This is a genomic window from Streptosporangium sp. NPDC087985 (genome assembly GCF_044741965.1).
Classification (GTDB): Bacteria; Actinomycetota; Actinomycetes; order Streptosporangiales; family Streptosporangiaceae; genus Streptosporangium.
Genome location: NZ_JBIUTQ010000003.1, coordinates 203,980 through 223,742, shown reverse-complemented (window position 1 = coordinate 223,742; position 19,763 = coordinate 203,980). Strand labels below are relative to the sequence as shown.

General features: G+C 70.5%; 20 protein-coding genes. 11 read left to right on the top strand and 9 right to left on the bottom strand.

The genetic code is table 11. The features are described 5' to 3' along the window. Positions 1–76: 76 nt before the first annotated feature. On the bottom strand, positions 77–1,345 hold the full coding sequence (locus tag ACIN94_RS09875; RefSeq protein ID WP_400702279.1) for an RNA-guided endonuclease InsQ/TnpB family protein: 1,269 nt from the start codon (positions 1,343–1,345) through the stop codon (positions 77–79). 53 nt (positions 1,346–1,398) lie between these two features. Here ACIN94_RS09875 and tnpA point away from each other — a divergent pair, with 53 nt between their 5' ends. Further along, on the top strand, positions 1,399–1,803 hold the full coding sequence (gene tnpA / locus ACIN94_RS09870) for an IS200/IS605 family transposase (protein WP_400702276.1): 405 nt from the start codon (positions 1,399–1,401) through the stop codon (positions 1,801–1,803). A 161-nt stretch (positions 1,804–1,964) separates the two neighbouring features. Here the strand turns inward: tnpA and ACIN94_RS09865 are convergent, their stop codons facing one another. After that, complete coding sequence (locus ACIN94_RS09865) at positions 1,965–2,501, bottom strand: carboxymuconolactone decarboxylase family protein (RefSeq protein WP_400702273.1); 537 nt, start codon at positions 2,499–2,501, stop codon at positions 1,965–1,967. Further along, on the bottom strand, positions 2,501–3,055 hold the full coding sequence (locus ACIN94_RS09860) for a peroxiredoxin (protein WP_400702270.1): 555 nt from the start codon (positions 3,053–3,055) through the stop codon (positions 2,501–2,503). The genes ACIN94_RS09865 and ACIN94_RS09860 overlap by 1 nt, the downstream gene beginning before the upstream one ends. A 97-nt stretch (positions 3,056–3,152) precedes the next feature. Between ACIN94_RS09860 and ACIN94_RS09855 the strand changes: the two genes are divergently transcribed. Then, positions 3,153–4,097 (top strand): LysR substrate-binding domain-containing protein, encoded by a 945-nt coding sequence (locus ACIN94_RS09855; protein WP_400702267.1) that lies wholly within the window; start codon positions 3,153–3,155, stop codon positions 4,095–4,097. A gap of 10 nt (positions 4,098–4,107) precedes the next feature. Here ACIN94_RS09855 and ACIN94_RS09850 read toward each other — a convergent pair whose 3' ends face one another. Then, complete coding sequence (locus ACIN94_RS09850; protein WP_400702264.1) at positions 4,108–4,479, bottom strand: type II toxin-antitoxin system death-on-curing family toxin; 372 nt, start codon at positions 4,477–4,479, stop codon at positions 4,108–4,110. Between the two features lie 56 nt (positions 4,480–4,535). Here ACIN94_RS09850 and ACIN94_RS09845 point away from each other — a divergent pair, with 56 nt between their 5' ends. Both ACIN94_RS09845 and ACIN94_RS09840 read left to right on the top strand, forming a co-directional pair. Then, on the top strand, positions 4,536–4,658 hold the full coding sequence (locus ACIN94_RS09845) for a hypothetical protein (protein ID WP_400702261.1): 123 nt from the start codon (positions 4,536–4,538) through the stop codon (positions 4,656–4,658). Between the two features lie 305 nt (positions 4,659–4,963). Beyond that, positions 4,964–5,218, top strand: a complete 255-nt coding sequence (locus ACIN94_RS09840) for a hypothetical protein (protein WP_400702258.1) — start codon at positions 4,964–4,966, stop codon at positions 5,216–5,218. A gap of 33 nt (positions 5,219–5,251) precedes the next feature. On the opposite strand, the gene ACIN94_RS09835 is transcribed toward ACIN94_RS09840, so the two are convergent. Together ACIN94_RS09835 and ACIN94_RS09830 are read right to left on the bottom strand one after the other, a co-directional pair. Then, positions 5,252–5,719 (bottom strand): ricin-type beta-trefoil lectin domain protein, encoded by a 468-nt coding sequence (locus ACIN94_RS09835; protein ID WP_400702255.1) that lies wholly within the window; start codon positions 5,717–5,719, stop codon positions 5,252–5,254. A gap of 187 nt (positions 5,720–5,906) precedes the next feature. Beyond that, positions 5,907–7,094 carry a pyridoxal phosphate-dependent aminotransferase gene (locus ACIN94_RS09830; RefSeq protein WP_400702252.1) on the bottom strand — a complete coding sequence of 396 codons (1,188 nt, stop codon included), beginning with the start codon at positions 7,092–7,094 and terminating at the stop codon, positions 5,907–5,909. Positions 7,095–7,217: 123 nt separating this feature from the next. Here ACIN94_RS09830 and ACIN94_RS09825 point away from each other — a divergent pair, with 123 nt between their 5' ends. The 6 genes from ACIN94_RS09825 to ACIN94_RS09800 all read left to right on the top strand — a co-directional run bounded on the left by ACIN94_RS09825 (position 7,218) and on the right by ACIN94_RS09800 (position 14,139). Further along, positions 7,218–10,355, top strand: a complete 3,138-nt coding sequence (locus ACIN94_RS09825) for an SNF2-related protein (protein ID WP_400702249.1) — start codon at positions 7,218–7,220, stop codon at positions 10,353–10,355. A gap of 67 nt (positions 10,356–10,422) precedes the next feature. Then, entirely contained in the window at positions 10,423–11,268 is an 846-nt protein-coding gene (locus ACIN94_RS09820) for an SWIM zinc finger family protein (protein WP_400702246.1), read from the top strand. A gap of 143 nt (positions 11,269–11,411) precedes the next feature. Continuing rightward, on the top strand, positions 11,412–12,359 hold the full coding sequence (locus tag ACIN94_RS09815; protein WP_400702243.1) for a DUF418 domain-containing protein: 948 nt from the start codon (positions 11,412–11,414) through the stop codon (positions 12,357–12,359). Next, positions 12,356–13,240: a carbon-nitrogen hydrolase family protein gene (locus ACIN94_RS09810; RefSeq protein WP_400702240.1), complete on the top strand. Its 885-nt coding sequence runs from the start codon at positions 12,356–12,358 to the stop codon at positions 13,238–13,240. Before ACIN94_RS09815 ends, ACIN94_RS09810 begins: the two co-directional genes overlap by 4 nt. Positions 13,241–13,249: 9 nt before the next feature. Next, entirely contained in the window at positions 13,250–13,711 is a 462-nt protein-coding gene (locus ACIN94_RS09805) for a hypothetical protein (protein WP_400702237.1), read from the top strand. Beyond that, positions 13,708–14,139, top strand: a complete 432-nt coding sequence (locus tag ACIN94_RS09800) for a hypothetical protein (RefSeq protein WP_400702234.1) — start codon at positions 13,708–13,710, stop codon at positions 14,137–14,139. The genes ACIN94_RS09805 and ACIN94_RS09800 overlap by 4 nt, the downstream gene beginning before the upstream one ends. A gap of 24 nt (positions 14,140–14,163) precedes the next feature. On the opposite strand, the gene ACIN94_RS09795 is transcribed toward ACIN94_RS09800, so the two are convergent. Both ACIN94_RS09795 and ACIN94_RS09790 read right to left on the bottom strand, forming a co-directional pair. Further along, positions 14,164–15,660 carry a carboxyl transferase domain-containing protein gene (locus ACIN94_RS09795; protein WP_400702231.1) on the bottom strand — a complete coding sequence of 499 codons (1,497 nt, stop codon included), beginning with the start codon at positions 15,658–15,660 and terminating at the stop codon, positions 14,164–14,166. 40 nt (positions 15,661–15,700) lie between these two features. After that, a complete protein-coding gene (locus ACIN94_RS09790; RefSeq protein ID WP_400702228.1) occupies positions 15,701–16,858 on the bottom strand; it encodes a CaiB/BaiF CoA transferase family protein in 1,158 nt (385 codons plus the stop codon). A gap of 196 nt (positions 16,859–17,054) precedes the next feature. On the opposite strand from ACIN94_RS09790, the gene ACIN94_RS09785 reads away from it, so the two are divergent. Further along, positions 17,055–17,627, top strand: a complete 573-nt coding sequence (locus ACIN94_RS09785) for a uridine kinase (protein ID WP_400702225.1) — start codon at positions 17,055–17,057, stop codon at positions 17,625–17,627. 28 nt (positions 17,628–17,655) lie between these two features. Here the strand turns inward: ACIN94_RS09785 and ACIN94_RS09780 are convergent, their stop codons facing one another. Then, entirely contained in the window at positions 17,656–19,689 is a 2,034-nt protein-coding gene (locus ACIN94_RS09780) for a hypothetical protein (RefSeq protein WP_400702222.1), read from the bottom strand. Between the last annotated feature and the right edge of the window lie 74 nt (positions 19,690–19,763).

Genomic DNA, 19,763 nt, shown 5'->3' with positions numbered 1-19,763 from the left:
CGGTCCCGGGCACCTTCAGTGGACACTTGAACTCCTCCCCGGCCTGAAGGCCGGAGACTCTCCCGTCGCATCGCGGTCAAGCGGCGCGCGGGGGTTGACGCTTCACAGACCGGGTAACCCCGAGGTCTCCACGTCCTGACACCGCTGATCCGTCGGCGTTGTTGATGTTTATCGCGGCGTTGGTGTCGGCATGGCCGACCCAACCGCACGCGGGGTTGGTGCAGGTGAACACGGTTTTGACGCGGCCGGCCGCATCACGGTGCCCGCATCGGTGGCAGGTCTGCGAGGTGCCCGGGGCGGGCACCTTCACCACCAGCCCGCCGCGATCACGGGTTTTGTACTCCAGCAGAGTGACCGTGCGACCCCAGGCTTCCCCGGCGATCGACCGATTCAGTCCGGCCTTCTGCGCGACGTTCACGCCGGGGTTGTCGACCGTGCCCCTGGCCGAGCCGACCATGTTCGTGATGGACAGGTTCTCCACCTTGATCACAGCGAAGGTGTCGGCGAGTTCGGTGGTGGTCTGGTGCTGCCAGTCGACGGCTCGGCGCTTGGCTGTCGCGCGCAGCCGGGCGATCTGATCGTAGGTGCGCTGCTCCCGCCCCGAGGGGCGGGTCTTCTTCGGCCGGGCCGCACGCCGGCGAGCCGACGTCTTCTCCAGCCGGCGCAGGTGTTCCCTCTCGCCGCTGGTGAGCCAGGGGGCGTGCTCACGCATCGTGCCGTCCGACAGGGCCAGCGCGACGGTGACCCCCCGGTCGATCCCGACCGTGTGGCCCGGGTGCGCGGCCGGGGCCGGCGCGAGGAGAATTTGGGTACGGAACACCACCTGCCAGCCGTGAGCATCCTTGACCAGCCGCGCTCCCGTGATCTGTCCGGCGGGGCCGCCCCTGGTGAGGCCGGGCAGGTCCTTGGTCCAGCGAAACCGCACCCGCCCGACCTTGGGCAGATTGATCGCGCCCCAGCGCCGGTTGACCCGCTTGATCTGCAGATCGCGGGCTTGGGGGACGTCCACGGCCAACCGGGACCGCACCCGGCCCTTGAACGTAGGCCGCTGGGCGGGGTGGTCGGGGTTGAGGAAATTCGCCCACGCCTGCCGATACGTCTTCAACACCGCCTGGGCGGCCTGGGCGGGCAGTTGTCCCATCCAGTCGATCTCGCGGCGGGCTGCCCGGATCGCCGCGTCGCAGTCCTTCAACGTCGCGAACCGGCCCTGGCGGAAGGTGACGTACTCATGCAGCAGGTTCCACAGCGCGCGGGCGGTGTGCGCCTGAGCGTCCAGCACCGCCACCTGGGCCGCGCCGAGGTCGAGACGCGCCACATGCGCCCGAGCCCGCTTCACCAACTCCACACCGTGATCGTATCGTCTGGTTTACGTCACCGTGATGGAATCCCAACCCCGAGGTGCGCACCGGACGCCGTGTTGTCCGCACCCTGCACGCACACGTGGTGTCCGTGACGAGGTACCGGCGTGTGGGGTTCAGCGACCCGAGGCCGGTGCGCTGCGAGGAACTCAGGCGCGAGGTCTGCGCCGGCTTCGAGGTCGAACTTCGCGAGTTCAACGGCGACCACGACCACGTCCACGTCCACCCGCTGGTCCACCACCCGCCGAAGGTCGCCCTGTCCCCGCTCGCCGGCTCACCGAAGGGCCTCTGGGCGCGGATGCCTGGCAAGGAATACGGCGCTCACGTCCGCCGGTGCCTGTGGGGCGGGCATTCGTGGTCCGGTTCCTCCTTCGCCGCAAGCGTGGGCGGCGCACCGCTTGCGGTCCTTGAGCAGTACATCGAACAGCGGAAACGACCCGTGTGAGCCGGCCTGCTCACGGGCACGGAAGGTCAGGGCACGCTCGCGCCCTGGCGGGCACTCCCGCGTGGGCCTTCACCCCCGGCGTGAACGCCGGAGCACTGGCCCACAGTTCGGTAGAGGGCGGGCGCTCCGGGGAGCGCCCGCCCTCTACGTGAACGGTGGAGTCAGACCCCGGCCAGGGCGGCCTCCGACTCCAGGACAGCGGCGGTGGCGTTGACGACCGCCGCGATCCGGACGGCTTCCTGGATCTGCTCGCGCGGCAGGCCCGACTGGCGCAGCACCTGCTCGTGCGACTCCAGGCAGCGGCCGCAGCCGCCGATCGCGGAGACCGCGAGCGACCAGAGCTCGAAGTCGACCTTGTCGACACCGGGGTTGCCGATGATCGTCATCCGGAGCTTGGCGGGCATCGTCGCATACGTCTCGTCACCGATGAGGTGCATGGACCGGTAGTAGACGTTGTTCATCGCCATGATCGCGGCCGCGCCCTTGGCGGCCGTGAACGCCTCGTCCGAGAGGTTGCCGGCGGCCTCGGCGGCGACCTCGGCGATCACCCGCGGAGATCTGGTCGCCACCGCGCAGGCGAGCAGCGTCCCCCAGAGCTGCTGCTCGGTCAGCGAGGAGGTGGTGACCAGCGAGCCCAGGTTGAGCTTGATGTCCTTCGCGAACCCGGGAAGAGACCCCTTGAGGTTGTCGATCGACATCAGGCGCCGGCCATCAGCTTCTGCACGTCGAGGCCCGCCTCACCCTTGTTCCAGTTGCACGGGCAGAGCTCGTCCGACTGAAGCGCGTCGAGGACGCGGAGGACTTCCTTGACGTTACGGCCGACGGAGCCCGCGGTCACCATGACGAACTGGATCTCGTTGTTGGGGTCCACGATGAAGGTGGCGCGCTGGGCGACACCGTCGGCACCGAGGATGCCCAGCTCCGCGCAGAGCTCGCGCTTGATGTCCGACAGCATCGGGAAGGGCAGGTCACGCAGGTCCGGGTGGTCCTTGCGCCAGGCGTGGTGGACGAACTCCGAGTCGACGGAGAAACCCAGGACCTGAGCGTCGCGGTCGGCGAACTCGCCCTCCAGACGACCGAACTCGGCGATCTCGGTTGGGCAGACGAAGGTGAAGTCCTTCGGCCAGGCGAAGTAAATCTTCCACTTGCCCTCGTAGGACTTGTGGTTGATCTCGGCGAACGCGTTGTCCGCGTCCAGGGAGACGCAGGCGGTCAGCTCGAACTCAGGAAAGTGGTCACCGACGGTGAGCAAGTCCAGATCTCCTTTGAGGAAGGACGTCGTTGTCAGGCCCTACCCTGCCGCATCTAACATTGATTCGAGAAATCGAGCAGTCAGACCAATCTGAGAGGTGTTCCCTATCAGTGATCCCCTACCCACCCTGTCTCAGCTGCGAGCATTCCTCGCGGTGGCCGATCATCTGCACTTCAGGGAGGCGGCCGTCTCCCTCCGGATGAGCCAGCCCGCACTGTCGAGCGCGGTGGCAGCCCTGGAGGAGATTTTGCACACACAGTTACTGGAACGGACCACCAGGAAGGTCCTGCTGACCCCGGCGGGCGACCGGGTGGCGGTGCACGCGACGCGGGTGCTCAAGGCGGTCGAGGACCTGATGGGCGAGGCCGCACAGAGCCGGGAGCCCTTCCACGGCCCGGCGCACCTGGGAGTGATCCCGACCGTGGCCCCCTACGTGCTTCCCGCGCTGCTGCCGATGCTCTCGCGGAAGTTCCCGCGGCTCAAGCTGACCGTGCACGAGGCCAAGACCGAGACCATCCTGGAAGAGGTCCGCGAAGGCCGCCTCGACCTGGTGCTGCTGGCACTGCCGACGGAGACGGCCGGCCTGGTCGAAGAACCCCTCTACGACGAGGACTTCCTGCTCGCCGTCTCCGCGGACCATCCCCTGGCCCGCGCGGACGGGCCATTGGACCGGGACGTGCTCAAGGGGCTGGACATCGTGCTGCTCAACCAGGGCCACTGCCTGCGCGAGCAGGCCATAGACGTCTGCCGCGAGGTCGGCGCCCGCGCCACCGCCGCCACCTACGCCACCAGCCTCCCCACCCTGGTCCAGCTCGTCGCGGGTGGCCTCGGCGTGACCCTGCTCCCGGAGTCGGCCGTGCCGGTCGAGACGGGCAAGCGTGTACGGCTGGCGCTGCGCCGCTTCCAGCCCCCGGCCCCAGGCCGCACCATCGGACTCGCCTACCGCGCGAGCTCCGCCCGTGCCCCCGAGTACGCCAAGCTCGCCGCCGCCGTCCGCGACGCGATCCGCGCCAGACGCCTCCCGGTCCGGATCATCTCGTGATCCGTACGGCTCAGGCCCACGGACCGAGCATTGCTGCGATCAGTTTGAGATCATCAATATCTCCGGCTGCCACACCGACAACCAGGTCATAGACCTCATTGTCATCAGCGTCGACCTCAACACCGTTGAATCGGAGGAATGTATCCGTGGCCAGCCAGGCCAGCCGCTTGTTGCCGTCAACGAGAGGGCGATTGATGGCCAGGGACTGCAGTAGTGAAGCGGCCTTTGTAAACAGGTCGGGGTAGGCGTCCTGCCCGAACATGGACGCGCGCGGCCGATGGACGGCGGAGTCCAACAGCCCCAGGTCGCGGATCGCAAGTGCGTCACCGATGACGAGTTCCGCGAGATCGAGGACCTGCTCCAGCGTCAGGTATCTGGTCACTGCCCCAACCGATCAAGGACTGTTCGCCAACGCTCAACGGACTTCACTCCCAGGCGGTGGACCTCCTCATCGTCACCACGCCGGGCCAGATACTCGTCCACAGCCGAGAGCACGATCTGCTGCATGCTGCGGCCTTCTTCGTCCGCACGCCTCCGCAGGGCTTCGGTCTGGTCTTCTGAGAGCCGCAAAGTCATAGCCATGCCTCCCAGCGTAGAACGCTGTCGGTATCATGGCGATACCGCAACAGAGAACATACATTCCATTACTCTAAGTTATATTCCGCTTTACAGAACCAGGTCAGGCGGCTCACGGTCTCGTCGATGACCGCGTTCCGCCTGCGGAAGGCGGGACAGCCTCTCCGGCCACACCCCCGGCCAATGACCTCCGAGACCGGCTCACCGGTAACCGGCTTGCCAGGCCACCCGAGGTCGCCAGGCCCCGGCCCAACCTGTGGATCGCCGACTCGGCAGCGGAGGTCGACTCCGTGCGCCAGGAAATCAAGAAGAAGCCCACGGACGTGACGGACGGCGGCATCCCGTCCGCGCGGATGACTGAGCTGAGGCAGGCGTTGAAGAGCTCACTGGAGAACGCCCGTCCGCGTCCCGCAACGCCGTACTACACCCAGTTCAGCCGTATCCTCCGCGCAGGTCTGCTCGATCTGCTCAGAGAGCGGAAGACCGTCGACGACTTCATCACCGACACCGCCCCGATCCTGCGCAAAACCCTGAAGGGCCGCTGACGGGGAGCCTGCGCCCCGCCATCCAGAGGAAGGTCAGAGGGTCCACTTCTGGTTGGACTGGCCGTTGCAGTTCCACAGCTGCACCTTCGTGCCGTTCGACCCGATCGTGCCAAGATCGGCATCGAGGCAACGCCCGTTGTACATGCTGTAGATCGTGTGGCTGACCGCGTCGTAGATCCACTTCTGGTTGTACTGACCGTTGCAGTCCCACAGCTGCACCCTCGTGCCGTTCGACCCGATCGTGCCAAGATCGGCATCGAGACAGCGCCCGTTGTACGTGCTGTAGATCGCGTGGCTGCTCACATCGTAGATCCATCTCTGGTTGGACTGGCCGTTGCAGTTCCACAGCTGCACCTTCGTGCCGTTCGACCCGATCGTGCCAAGATCGGCATCGAGGCAACGCCCGTTGTAGTGGGTGCGGATGGGCCCCGTGGTGGCGCCCGCCGAGGCGCTCGCCAGGCCGGAGAAGGACATCACACAGCCAAGCGCGACCGTCGCCATGGGCGCCAGGATCCTGAATTTCCGTCGCATCGTTCTCGCTCTCCTTATACGAGGTATGTGACGGAGAGCGGCGGGCATCACCGAGGCGGAACCCGCTTCCGCCTCAGCACGCCCACCGTCGCACGGCTCTCACAGGCGCGCCGATGATTACTCTCCGTAGCAGAACATACACACGTAGAGATCGATTTCAGGTGGTGACACGACGGTTGACGCTGCCGAGCCGGGTCAGGCGGCTCACGGCCTCGTCGATGACCGCGTCCTGCTTACAGAAGGCGAAGCGGACGAAATGACTGCCGCGCTCAGGGTGGGCGTAGAAGACCTGGGTGGGGATGGCGACCACGCCCGCCAGGGACGGCAGTTCGCGGGTGAGGGCGAGACCGTCGGTGAAGCCGAGGGGGCGGATGTCGGTCTGGACGAAGTAGGTGCCCGCGGGACGGTAGACGCCGAAGCCCGCCGCCGAGAGCCCGGCCATCAGGCGGTCGCGTTTGGCCTGCAGGTCCGCCCGCAGGGAGGAGACCCAGCCGAGCTCGTGGCGCAGGCCGTGGGCGACGGCGAGCTGCCAGGGCGCGGCGGCGGTGAAGGTGAGGAACTGCTTGACGGTCTGGACGGCGCGGACGAGGTGGGCGGGGGCACAGACCCAGCCGGTCTTCCATCCCGTCACAGAGAAGGTCTTGCCCGCCGAGGAGATCAGCACGGTGCGGTCGCGCATGCCGGGGAGGGTCGCCAGGGGGATGTGCTCGACGCCGTCGAAGGTGAGGTGCTCGTAGACCTCGTCGGTGACGGCGATCAAGTCGCGTTCCTGGCACAGGAGGGCGATCTCTTCCAGTTCGGCGCGCGTGAAGACCGTACCGGTGGGGTTGTGCGGGGAGTTGACGAGGATCGCCCGGGTGCGCGGGCCGGCGGCGGCACGCAGCTCCGCGGGGTCGAAGGTGAACCGGCCCTCGACCGGGCGCAGGGTGACCGGGCGGAGCACGGCTCCGGCCAGGGCGACGGAGGCGGCGTAGGAGTCGTAGTACGGCTCGAAGGCGATCACCTCGTCGCCGGGCTCGCACAGCGCCATGATCGCCGCCGCGACGGCCTCGGTGGCGCCGACCGTGACAAGGATCTCGCCGTCGGGGTCGTAGACGAGGCCGTAGTGGTCCTTGCGGTGCCCGGCGACGGCCTGGCGCAGCTCGGGGACGCCGGGGCCGGGCGGATACTGGTTGAAGCCCTCGCGGATCGCCGACACCGCGCGCTCCAGCATCGCCGGGGGCCCGTCGGTGTCGGGGAAGCCCTGTCCCAGGTTGATCGAGCCGGTCCGTACGGCCAGCGCCGACATCTCAGCGAAGATCGTCGTACCGAACTCGCGCATCCGCGCCACCAAGGGGTCGCTCACACGCCCCAGCGTAACCGGGACGCCGCCCGGACGGTCTCGGGCGGGGGCGCTCTCGCCTCCTCCCTATGGTGACGTCGCGGAGCCTCCTCGGCTGTTACGGTTTCCGGGGCGCGAGGAGGGGGCGTGACGGTGCTGGTGATCCATGGGGCCTGGGCCGGCGACAGGCTGGTGCTCTGGGCGGAGGATGCGGCCGGTTCCGCCTCCAGCACCTCCCGGGCGAAGATCCGCCCGCATCCGTTCGCGGCTCCGGCGCCGGCCATGGCCGACGATCTGGCGCTCTGGGGAGACGCCGCCGTGACGGCCGTGGGCAAGGCCGCCGCGCAGGAGCTCGTCCTGCTCCTGCCGAGCGCGGCGCGGAGCCCGCTGCCCTCCCCCGAGGCCGGGATGGAGATCGCCGCCCGGCAGCCGAAGATCGGTTCCTGGCGGGTGCCCGCGCTGCTGGTCGAGCCGGACGCGGCGCTGTGCCTGCTCGACGCCGTCGACGAGATGACCCATCTCCCCGCGGAGACGTACGGACCCGGCGAGTCCCCTGACGGAGAAGATCTGCGGGCGCCGGTCCCGGCAGCCTCGCTGCGCTACCTCGCCATCGTCGCGGCGTACGCCCGTGACCTGGTCCGTCGCGGCCGGGTGCTGCCCCAGCTCGTCGCCGAGGACGAGGGCTACGCCGCGCGGTGGCGTCCCGTGCTGACCGGCCCCCACGCCGCCCGCTTCCGCGAGCTCGCCGCCGCGATGCCCCCGGTCTGCCGGGCCGTCACCAAGGAGCGGCCCTCGGCCCACGTGCTGGTCGAGGCGCTGGCCGGGCTGGCCGACGCGGCGGTACGGCAGGCACTCCCCGACCGTCTGCTCGGCGGGCACCGGCCGGGGCTGCGCGCTCCCCTCGCGGACCGCTGGATGGTCGCCCTCACCGGGGAGAACGCCGTGCTTCCCGGCCTGACGCGGGCCGCGGCCGGCAAACTGGCCGAGCCGCTCCAGGAGTGGTTCCGGTCGGCACACCGGCTCGACGGCCCGGTCCGGGTGTGTTTCCGCCTGACCGAACCCGAACCCGAACCCGAAATCGGGCCGGGAGGTGACCTCGTCGCGGAGTACGGCGGCCGCCCGGCGCAGCCGCCGGACGGCTCCCGCTGGCGGGTGGAGTTCGCCCTCCAGTCGTCGGAGGACCCGAGCCTCTACCTGCCCGCGCCGCTCATCTGGGCGGGTGAGACCGCCCCCGGTCTGCCCGGCCGCCCCGACGAGACGCTGCTCGCGGGACTCGGCCGGGCGGCCCGGCTCTACCCCGCGGTGGAGAGGGCGCTGCGCGATCCCCGGCCGTCGGAGCTGGTCCTCGACACGGCGGGCGCGTTCACGTTCCTCCGCCAGGCGGCCCCGCTGCTCCAGGCGGCCGGATTCGGCGTGCAGCTGCCCGCCTGGGCCGGCGCGACGCGACTGGGGCTCAAGCTGACGGCCCGCTCGCAGCAGACCGGCCCGGGAGCGGCCGCCGGCCAGGGGTTCGGGCTGCACCAGCTGGTGGACTTCCGGATGGACCTGGCGATCGGCGACGAGACGATCAGCGAGGAGGAACTGGCCGAGCTGGCCAGGCTCAAGGTGCCGCTGGTCCAGGTGCGGGGCCGCTGGGTCGAGCTGGACGACCGGCAGCTCGGTGCCGCGCTGAAGGCGGTCGAGCGGCGCCGGACGGGAGAGATGACGGTCGGCGAGGTGATCCAGGAGGTCGTCCACAGTGGCGACGACGAGTTGCCGGTCGTCGGAGTGGACGCCGACGGTCTCCTCGGCGACCTGTTGTCCGGCGAGGCCGACCGCCGCCTCGAACCGACCGCGACTCCGGCCGGTTTCCACGGCGCGCTCCGGCCGTACCAGGAGCGCGGGCTGTCCTGGCTCAGTTTCATGTCGGATGTCGGACTCGGCGGCATCCTCGCCGACGACATGGGGCTCGGAAAGACCGCCCAGACCCTGTCCCTGCTCCTCAACGAGCGCACCGCGGGGGGCCGACCGGGGCCGACGCTGCTGGTCTGCCCGATGTCGCTGCTCAGCAACTGGCAGAAGGAGGCCGCCCGGTTCGCCCCGTCGCTGGACGTCTACCTGCACCACGGCACCGCCCGGCTGCGCGAGGAGGAGCTGGCCCGGCGGGTGGAACAGGCGGATCTCGTCCTCACCACGTATGGCACCGCCCTGCGGGACCGGGAGGTCCTGACCGGCCTCACCTGGGCGCGGGTCGTCTGCGACGAGGCGCAGGCCATCAAGAACAGCGCCGCCAGGCAGGCGCAGGCCGTACGGGCGCTGCCGGCGAGGAGCAGGTTCGCGCTGACCGGCACACCGGTCGAGAACCACCTGGCGGAGCTCTGGTCGCTCATGGAGTTCTGCAACCCCGGCCTGCTCGGCTCGGCCAAGGCGTTCCGGACGCGTTACCAGGAGCCGATCGAACAGGACGGCGACGTGACGGCGACCGCCGCGCTCCGGCGCGCCACCGGGCCGTTCGTGCTGCGGCGTCTCAAGACCGACAAGACGATCATCTCCGACCTGCCGGACAAGATGGAGATGAAGGTCTGGTGCACCCTCACGCCCGAACAGGCGACCCTCTACCAGGCCGTGGTCACGGACATGATGAACAAGATCGCCAGCAGCGAGGGCATCGAGCGGCGCGGCAACGTGCTCGCGACCATGACGAAGCTCAAACAGGTCTGCAACCATCCGGCGCACCTGCTCAAGGACGGATCGCGGCTGCCCGGCCGGTCGGGGAAGCTGGCCCGGCTGGAGGAGCTGGCCGAGGAGATCGTCAGCGAGGGCGACAAGGCCCTGGTGTTCACCCAGTACGCCGAGTTCGGCACGCTGCTCCAGCCGTACCTCGCGGCGCACCTGGACCGCCCGGTGCTCTGGCTGCACGGCGGGCTGCCGAAGAGGCAGCGGGACGCGCTGGTCGAGCGGTTCCAGGACGACGACGAGCCGATGCTGTTCCTGCTCTCGCTCAAGGCCGCGGGCACCGGGCTCAACCTGACCGCGGCCAACCACGTCGTCCATGTGGACCGGTGGTGGAACCCCGCGGTGGAGAACCAGGCGACCGACCGGGCGTTCCGGATCGGCCAGACCAAGAACGTGCAGGTCAGGAAGTTCATCTGCGTGGGCACCCTGGAGGAGCGGATCGACGAGATGATCGAACGCAAGAAGGCGCTCGCCGAGCGCGTCGTCGGCACCGGCGAGGACTGGATCACCGACCTGTCCACCAGCCAGCTACGCGAGCTGTTCCGCCTGGGGCCGGAGGCCGTCTCGTGAGCGAGCGGATCTACGGGGGCCACGTGTTCCGGGGACATGCCTGCGGACCGACCGGCGGGGAGGCGGCATGAGCGGGAGTGGCTGGTTCGAACCCTCACGGCCGATCCGGGTCGAGGGTGGCATCCAGGTGCGCAGCAGGCGGGGCTCGATCGGCGAGCAGTGGTGGTCGCGCCGGTTCATCGACGTCCTTGAGCGTGTCTGCGACGGAGGCAGGCTCAGCAGGGGACGCTCGTACGCGCGCTCCGGCCAGGTCCTCGACCTGGCGCTCGGGCCCGGGCTGGTCACGGCGCGGGTCCAGGGGTCGAGGCGCACCCCGTACCGGGTCAAGGTCGAGATCACCGCCTACCAGGCGGACCAGTGGCACAAGCTCGCCGGGGCGCTGGCCGCCCAGGCCCTCTACCGCGCCAAGCTGCTCGCCGGGGAGATGCCGCCGGAGATCGAGGACGTCTTCCGCGAGTGCCACCTGCCGCTCTTCCCCGACCAGCGCGGCCTGGACATGAGCTGCTCGTGTCCCGACTGGGGTTTCCCCTGCAAGCACCTGTCCGCCGTGCTGTACGTCCTGGCCGAGAGGTTCGACGACGACCCGTTCCTGGTGCTGGCCTGGCGGGGCATCGCCAAGGACGCCCTGCTCGACGCCCTCCGCGAGACGGGCGGCGGCGCCGCGACCGGTACCGGCGGCACCGGGCCGGGCCTGTTCGACGTGGCCGACGCGCCGTTCGCCGACCGGCTGGCCGCCTTCTACGAGCCGGGAGTCTCCCCGGCCCGGCTGCGCGACCGGACCGGACTGCCCGCCGCCCCGTCCGACCTGCTGCTGCGTACCCTCGACCCGCCACCGATCAAGGCGCGGTACATCCCGATTCTGGATCTCCTCCGGCCTGCCTACCGGACCTTCGCCGAGAACGACGAGACCTGAGCCGGGCCGTCACCGTGTAGTTCCCGCACCTGGACCGCCCCTGTCGCATCCCGGATGCAGGACCTCCACGAGCGACGGAAAACACCCCTTTTGGCAGGGGTCACATATGCAGGGTTGCTTATGTGGTGGTACGTCTATTTGCTGTGACCCGAAGGCTTCACGAACTGGACGCGCTCCGCGGCTTCGCAGTGTGCGGGATCATGGTGGTCAACACCTGGCAGCACACCCGCGAGCACCTGCTGGTCCCGGACCGGAACACCGTCGACTGGGTGGTCGACAACCTGCTGCAGAGCAGGTTCTATCCGATCTTCTCGTTCCTGTTCGGGCTGAGCTTCGTCCTCTTCCTGCGGTCCGCGGCCGACCGGACGGACCATCCCCGGACGGTACTGCTGCGCCGGCTGGCGGTGCTGGCGTGTATCGGCCTGGCCCATCAGCTCGTGAACCCGGGCGAAGTACTCCTGCCGTACGCGATCTTCGGGACGCTGGTCCTGCTGCCCGCCTCCTCCCTGCCCCGGCCGGCGGTGCTGGTGCTCGGGGTGGCCGTCACGGCCTGGGCGGTGCATGAGGGAGGCGGGATGAAACTCATCCCGGGACTGTTCCTGCTGGGCATGGCGATGATGGAGTATCCCCCGCCCGAGTGGCTGCTGCTGCCCGCCTTCGTGACCGCCACCGCCCTGGCGGTGGCAGTCGGCTACCTGTGGGTACGCACCACCGCCGACCCCGGCCTCTTCTACCGGGGCACCTACCCCGCCGCCGGGCTGGCCGCCGCCACGGCGTACTGCACTGGGCTGCTCCTGCTCCTACGGACCCGGGCGGGCGGCGCGCTGCTGAAGGCCCTGGCCCCGCTCGGCCGGATGGCGCTGACGAACTACCTGGTCAGCACCGTGGTCATCCTGCTGTCGCTACCGTTGCTCACCGCCGACCCGACCCGCCTCACCGGGGTGGCACTGGCCGCCGGCGTGCTGGTGCTCCAGGTGGTGTCCAGCCGGATGTGGCTGGCCCGGTTCCGCTACGGCCCGCTGGAATGGGTGTGGCGCCGTCTCACGTGGATGGAACCGGTGCCCGGCCGCCGGATAGGGTCGGACACGTGACGCGCATCGCCCTGTGCCAGATCCCGGTCTCCACCGAGCCCGCCGCCAACCTGCACCGCGCCCGGGAGGCGCTGGAACGGGCCGCCGCAGACGGCGCCGATCTGGCGATCTTCCCCGAGGCCACGCTCACCCGGTACGGCCGGCAGATCACCAAGCTGGCCGAGCCCCTGGACGGACCCTTCGTCACCGGCCTGGCCGAGTCCGCCAGGGCGCACGGCCTGGCCGTGATCGCGGGAGTGTTCGAACCGGGAGAGAGCCGGACGGGCGACGCACCGCGGGCCGGCGACGCGTTCCGGGGCAATGGCCCTCCCCTGACCGGGGACGCCTCCGGAGGCGACGGCGCCCCCCGGGTGTACAACACCGCGGTGGCCATCGGCCCCGACGGCACGATCAGGGCGGCCTACCGGAAGATCCACCTGTTCGACTCCTTCGGGGCCCGAGAGTCCGAGCTGGTCGAGCCGGGCTCCACCCCGGTCGTGGTGGAGCTGGCCGGGCTCCGGGTCGGCCTGGTCACCTGCTACGACATCCGCTTCCCCGAGCTGACCCGGGCGCTGGTGGACCGGGGGGCCGACCTGTTCGCGGTGATCGCCTCATGGGGGTCGGGGCCGATGAAGGAGGAGCACTGGGTGACCCTGGTCCGGGCCCGCGCGATCGAGAACACCACCTGGGTGGCCGCCGTGGGCCAGGCCCCCAATCCGGAGGTCCGTGACGGGTTCGGGATCGGCCGGAGCATGCTGGTCGACCCGATGGGCGTGGTCCGCTCCGACCTGGGGCCCACACCCGCCGTGCAGACGTGCGGAGTGGACCCTCAGATCACGATTGCTACCCGGAATGCCCTACCGTGCCTGGAACACCGGCGGCTCCAGGTCGGCAGATCGTAAAATACGACGGTGAGTGAGCCACCTGGGCGTAGAACGCAGATGCAGAAGGTCATCCCGCCTCGGCTGCTCGTGCCCTATCTGGCCGGCAGGCGGACGGTGATCTCGGGATATGTCTACCGTGTGCAGGACTGTTCCCGCCTGACCACCCCCACCCAGCTGTTCATGGGCCTCGACCTGGGGTTCGACGGCTCGGAGCTGACCGTCACGGTCCCGGAGATCTATCTCATGCGCTGGTTCGCCCGCGACATGGACAGCTACGCCGTGCCGTACGGCCCGCACATGGGCGGCGACTGGAACGATTCACCACCGTTCGCCGGAAACGGCTTCACCACCTCGCGTGAGCACGTCGTTCCGCAGTTCCACACCACGCCGGTGCCCATCCCGGCGGGGGCGGAGATCATCCATGTGACCGCCGAAGCGGAGCGCCTCTTCGGTCTCTACGACGGACTGAGCTGGAGGCCGGCCTCATGAGCCCAGAGATCGAGCCGGTGGCCTCGGGCTTCGTCGCCCACTACGCCGATCGGACCTACGCCGCCGCCCTCGGCCCGGAGAGCGATGAGGTGGTGCTGTTCAACGAGGAGGCCCAGGAGGGCTTCGAGGCCGCCTCGGGCTACTGGCGGACGGTGGTCTCCCGCGCGGACCTCGACTGGCTGGTGCTGGTCCGCACGGTCGGCGCGTTCGGCGGCGAGCCGTGTCTCATCCTCGACATCTCGGAGGAGAACGGCGAGGAGAGTCTGCACATCGCCTACACCGGCCACAGCGGGGTGAAGGCCGAGGCGCTGGGTTACTGGATGGTCGACCACGGCGCCTACGAGGTCGTCGTCCCCCGCGAAGAGGTCTTCTCCCTCCGGATCGAGCGCGTACCGATCCCCCTGTCACCGTCGCAGTCGGAGCCATAGGCCGGGGTGAATTCGCGCTCCTCCTCAGCCCCTGCCGAGCGTCCGGTAGCGGGCCAGGCGGGCGGCGAGACGGTCTGCGGGGGGCCGCCTCAGCAGGCCGGCGATCTCGTGTTCGAGGGCGCCGGCCACCCGGCGGCAGAAGGCCTCGGGCTCGTAGGCGGCGTCGGGGCGCTCCGGGATGATCCGGTCCACGATGCCGTCCCGCCGCAGGTCGGTGGATTTCACGCCCTGCGCGGCGGCAGTCTCCGAGGCGAAGTCGATGCTCCGGTACAGCAGCGCCGAGGACCCCTCCGGGGGCAGCGGGGACAGCCAGGCGTGCTGGGCGCAGAGCACCCGGTCGGCCGGGAGGAGGGCGAGGGCGGCGCCGCCCGCTCCCTCGCCGAGCAGCAGGCAGACGGTCGGGGCGTCGAGCACCACCAGATCGGCCAGAGACCGGGCGATCTCCGCGGCCAGGCCGCCCTCCTCCGCCGCCTTGGACAGCGCGGCTCCGGAGGTGTCGACCACGGTGACCAGCGGCAGGCCCAGCTCGACGGCCAGGCGCATGCCACGCCGGGCGACCCGGAGCCCTGCCGGGCCGAGCGGGGTCACGACGTGCCGGCGGCCGCGGTCCTGGCCGAGCACGACGGCCGGAGCCGCGCCGAACCGGGCCAGGGCGAGGAGCATGCCGGGGTCGTTCTCGCCCTCGCCGGTGCCGTTGAGCGGGGTGACGTCGGAGGCGCCGAGCTTGAGCAGCGCCCGCACGCCGGGACGGTCGTCCCGGCGTGAACGGCTGATCGCGTCCCACGCCTCGATCGGCTGGATGTGCTGGTCCGGCTCGGGCCCGATCTCCAGTCCCTCGCGCGGAGCGCACAGGACGGCGAGCGTCCGGATCGCGATGTGCCGCGCGTCCTCGGCCGAGACGACGGCGTCGACCAGGCCGTGGGCGAAGAGGTTCTCGGCGACCTGCACGCCCTCCGGGAAGGGGTAGCCGTGCAGCGACTCGAACACCCTCGGCCCGAGGAACCCGATCAGCGCGCCCGGCTCGGCGGCGGTGACGTGTCCCAGCGAGCCCCAGGAGGCGAAGACCCCGCCGGTGGTCGGGTGGCGGAGATAGACGACGTACGGCAGGCCGGCGGCGCGGTGTGCGATCACCGCGGCGGTGATCTTCACCATCTGGGTGAAGGCCAGCGCGCCCTCCTGCATCCGGGTGCCTCCGGAGGCCGGGGCGGCCAGCAGCGGGAGCCGCTCGGCCGTGGCCCGCTCGATCGCGGCGGTGAGCCGCTCGGCGGCGGCCACCCCGATCGACCCGGCCAGGAAGGAGAACTCGCTGGCGACGACCGCGACCCGGCGCCCGTCGAGCAGGCCCTCGCCGGTGACCACCGATTCGTCGTAGCCGGTCCTGACCCGTGCCTTCGCCAGCTCCTCGGCGTAGCCCGACCCCGGCGCGGCCGGATCGGCGGGCGTCTCGTCCCACGACCGCCACGTCCCCGGGTCGAGGACGGTCTCGATCAGGGTGCGGGCATCAGGCCGGACGCGGCTCATCCCCTGGCTCCGCAAGGAGGGTTCCGCCGGGGGCAGGTTCTCATCCTTCACCCTCCTCCAGCCATGCGAGGATCTCGTCGTTGTGCTGGCCCAGAGCGGGCGGGGCCTCATGGTGGACGTGGGGCTCGCCGTCGAAGCGGAGCGGCGGGCCGGGCAGCTCGATGGGGCCGAGCACGGGATGGTCCACCTCGACGAGCAGGCCCTGGGAGCGGGTCTGGTCCCAGGCGTAGACCTCGTCGATGGATCTGATCGCCCCGGCGGGCACGCCGATCTCGCCGAGCGCGGCCAGCCAGTGGGCGCGGTCGTGCTTGGCGAGCACCCGCTCCATGTCGGCGATCAGCTCATCCCGGTGTGCGAATCTTTCCCTATTTACCGCATATTTCGAGATATCTGGATCGATGTTCAGCAGGACGGCCACCTTCCGCCACTGCGTGTCGTTCGCCACCGCGATCTGGATCATGCCGTCGGCGCAGTGGAACGCGCCGTAGGGGGCGATGGAGGCGTGGTGGTTGCCACCTGCCGTGGGCACCCGGCCTCCGACCGTCCAGGCCGTGCCGTGATAGGAGTGCACGCCGGTCACGGCGGCCAGCAGCGAGGTCCGCACGACCTTGCCCCGGCCGGTGCGCTCGCGCTCGTAGAGGGCGGCGACCACACCGTAGGCGCCGTGGATGCCGGCGAGCAGGTCGGCGATCGAGGCGCCCACCCGGTAGGGCTCGTCGGCGGACGGTCCGGTGAGGCTCATCAGGCCGGCCTCGCCCTGGGCGATCTGGTCGTAGCCCGGCCGGCCGCCCTCGGGGCCGTCGTGGCCGAACCCGGTGATCGACAGGACGACCAGGCGGGGGTTGAGCTCGTGCAACCGCTCGACGGTGAAGCCCAGCCGGTCCAGGACGCCGGTGCGGAAGTTCTCGATCAGCACGTCGCTCCGCCGTACCAGCCGCTCGATCAGCACCTTGCCCTCGGCGGACTTGAGGTCGACGGTGATCGACTGCTTGTTGCGGTTGGCCGCGAGGAAGTAGGTGGAGATGTCGCCGTCGGGACCGACGAACGGCGGACCCCAGCCCCGGGACTCGTCACCCCCGCCGGGATGTTCCACCTTGATCACCCGGGCACCCAGGTCGCCGAGCATCTGCGCGGCATGCGGCCCCGCCAGGGCGCGTGAGAGGTCGAGAACAACGATGTCGCCAAGAGCTCCGGGCAAGATCAGCCTCCAATGGTGGTCGCCGAGCCTAGTCGAACCGGAGAGGGAAAAGCATTCCCGCTGATATCGGCCAGCCTGCCAGGCGGCCCGCGCCGCTCCGCATCCAGGTCCCGCACACGGAGATCATCCCAGGCCGGTCCCTCCCCCTCCAGCCCACCCCGCCGACCACCGGGCGGGAACCTGCCACCATGGACGGGTGACTACAGTCGTCTCCTTCGAGGATCTCGCCGGAACGGTCCGGGAACTGCCGCCGTCGTGCGGGCCGGTCAGGGTCGTCGCGGTGGACGGGCCGGGTGGGTCGGGCAAGACGACCTTCGCCGGACGGCTGGCACGGGCGCTGGACTCCCAGGTGATCCACAGTGACGACTTCCCCGTGCCGTGGGACGAGCCGCCCGTGACGTGGTTCAGACGCGTGGAGGAGCAGGTGCTCGGCCCGCTGGCGGCGGGGAGGCCCGGCCGGTACCAGCGCTACGACTGGGTCCACGGCACGTTCACCGACTGGGTGGACGTGCCGGTCGCCCCGGTGCTGCTCCTCGAAGGGGTGAGTACGGCCCGGCGCACCACCCCGGCCGCCCTCACCATCTGGGTGGAGGCACCCGACGAGCTCCGGCTGGCCCGCGCCCTGGCCAGGGACGGCGCCTCCTACGCACCGCAGTGGCGGGACTGGATGCGCGCCGAGGAGGAGTGGTTCACCGCCGACGCCACCCGCTCCCGCGCCGACCTCCTTCTCGACGGCGCCGCCGTCCCGGGCGAGTTCGTCAGGTTCTGACGCCGGCTCGAAGGCCGGCCGGGTACGGCTAGCGCGCGCCGGGGTCCGTGGTGCAGGGGGCGTCGCCGCAGACGTCGACCACCAGGCCGTCCCGGAGGAAGTGGGCCTTCTGCACGCGGGCCCTGGGATCGTTACGCGGGTCCTCATGGGGGTCGCGGCCGTACTGCGGGCCCAGCGGCGGGATGTTGGTCACCGGGGGCGCGGGAGTCCCGCTGTCCCAGACGACCATCGCCGAACCGGCGTACGGCCTGCGGGGCATGGGCCTGATCCCCCAGTACGGTGCCAGGTCGGGGCTGCGCCCGGCGGCGACGGCGGGCTGGTGGATCCGCGCCCCGATCGTGCGGGCCTCCACCTCGGCCGTCACCGTGGAGACCTGGTGGTCGCCGAAGGCGACGTGCAGCAGCACGCGGTGGTATGGCGAACCGGGCAGCGGATCGTCGGCCAGGTGCTGGGCGTAGCCGTCCGTCTCCGCCCGGTCCCAGAGCATCTGGAGCAGCCCGAAGCAGACCTGCTGGGTCAGCCTGTCGGGGTAGGCGCGGTCCATGAGCTGCTGGAACGGCTGGAAGTCCACGCTGCGGTTGAGCAACGTGCCGTAGTTCATCCCCGGCACGCCGAGCACGGCGTTGCGCACATCGGGCGAGACGGCGACCAGGGCACCACCCGCGATGGCCCCCTGGCTGTTGCCGTCGTAGGCGAGAGAGGCCCGCCAGTCGATCAGCGGCCTGCTCCGTCCGTCCTGGAAGGCCGCGTGGCCGGTGAACCCGTCCCGAGTGATCATCGTCCGGCCGAGGAGGACGAAGTTCAGCAGGCTCTGCTGGAGCCGGTCGGTGACCGTGCCGAACCGGGAGAGGTCTCCGAACACGCCCGCCACGTGCTGGACGTCCTCATCGGACATGCCGATCCACCTGGTGGCGCAGAACACGAAGTTGTGCTCCCCGGCCATCGCCCGCACGTTGCCGGCGCGGACCTCGGTGGCCTTGCCGAGCAGGCCGTGGCCGTACAGGGAGGGACGCGCGGGCCGGGTGAACGCCGAGCGCGGGATCTCGCACTGGTACTGCGCCTTCGCCGTGTCACCGAGCGGGCGCGGCAGCCCGTCGGGACCCCGGTTGAGGTTCGAGCCCGGCGGGCCGCCCGGCCTGTCGAGATAGTTCGGAACCAGGATCTCGCCGGTGACCTCACGGGCGATCCAGGGGTCCTGCTCGGCGGTGAGGTCGGTGACGGAGGTGACCGTGAACTTCGGCGAGCGGCCCTTGAGCGCGCGCAGTTCCTGGTCACGCATGGCCAGCACGGGACCGGCGATGCCCTGGTCACTGGCCACGGTGAAGTCCCAGGCCAGATGGAGCCCCCCGGGGTCCACCCCGGCCCTGGCGAGGTCGTCAAGCGTGCGGTGGAGCGCGCGCTGCCGCCCGGCGAGCGGATCACCCGCGGGGAGGTCGTCACCGAGGAGCCTGGTGAAGGTCTCCGGCGCGGTGAGGTCCTCACCCGCGGCGTTCCTCAGCCCGCGGAGCGCGACGGCGTAGCGGTGCCCCTCGCGGAAGTTCCTCGCCGGCCTGATGATCAGCGCCTGCCGGGCGGGGTCGGCGACGCCCGCATCGAGTTCCGCCCAGTACGGCCAGCGCTCCCCGGTCCGGGTGTCGACGATCACGATGGGGGCGTCGCGTCGCAGGGACCACCCGACATCGGTGACGGGTGCGGCGCCGGTCCTGGCCAGGTCGAGGCCGGGCACGTGGGCCAGGAGCGCCGAGCCCGGGGAGAAGCCGTCGGCCGCGTTCCACTGGGCGGGATCGATCGGCGTGCCCGCCGCGTTGCGGGGCATGGCCTCGGCGGCGAGGTTCACCCGCAGCCCGGTGCGGGTGCGCGCGCCCGTGGTGAACCAGTTGTTGGGGAAGGGCAGCAGGCACTCGGTGCCCGCGATCGGGTCGCACCCGCCCCCGGCCGGTGGCACCAGGGCCGGGATCGTCGAGGCCGGGGGTGCAGCACCGGTCGCGGAGCCGGCCCACGCCGGTACGGCCGCCGAGGTCACGGCCAGCACGGAAGCCACCAGCATCGCGCGCAGACGCATGCGCCCCTCCTCGGACCTCATATGGATCTAGGCGCAGCAGACCCCAGGACGGCGCAGCCGTCAATGGATAGCCG